This is a genomic window from Neisseria sp. P0021.S007 (assembly GCF_051956855.1).
Genome location: NZ_JBQCXA010000381.1, coordinates 1 through 773, shown reverse-complemented (window position 1 = coordinate 773; position 773 = coordinate 1). Strand labels below are relative to the sequence as shown.

Sequence of the window (773 nt, the reverse complement as noted above, 5' to 3'; positions counted from 1 at the left end):
GTGTGGGTGTGTCCGGCTTGGGACGAACGCCAGTTGACCGAATCGGGCTATCCGCGTGAAGTGTGGCTGGTGGAACGCGGCAAGAGTTTCGAGGAAAGCCTGCCTGTGTATCAAATTGCCGAAGACGGCATGATGGTGAACGCGTGGCGTTATCTCGATCCGCAAGGTTCGCCGATTGATTTGATTGAAGCGTCGGACGGTTTTTACACCAAAACCTATTTGCAGGTGTCGGCCGAAGGCGAGGCGAAACCGTTAAACCTGCCCAACGATTGCGACGTAGTCGGCTATCTGGCTGGACATCTTTTGCTGACGCTGCGCAAAGACTGGAACCGCGCGAACCAAAGCTATCCGAGCGGCGCATTGGTGGCAGTAAAATTAAACCGCGGCGAATTAGGCGCGGCGCAGCTTTTGTTTGCGCCCGATGAAACGCAGGCATTAGAAAGCGTGGAAACGACCAAGCGTTGTGTGGTGGCGAGCCTACTGGAAAACGTACAAGGCCGTCTGAAAGCATGGCGTTTTACCGACGGCAAATGGCAGGAAGTCGAACTGCCGCGCCTGCCTTCGGGCGCGTTGGAAATGACCGACCAACCGTGGGGCGGCGACGTGGTTTACCTTGCCGCCAGCGATTTCACCACACCGCTGACGCTGTTTGCATTGGATTTGAACGTGATGGAACTGACCGTCATGCGCCGTCAGCCGCAGCAGTTCGATTCAGACGGCATCAACGTGCAGCAGTTTTGGACGACTTCAGCCGACGGCGAGCGCATTCCTTA

Annotated in this window: 1 pseudogene; it reads left to right on the top strand. The window is 56.5% G+C overall.

Annotated features, from left to right (window positions below):
- A pseudogene (locus ACTHUR_RS13490) lies at positions 1-773 on the top strand (S9 family peptidase); the annotation flags it as partial.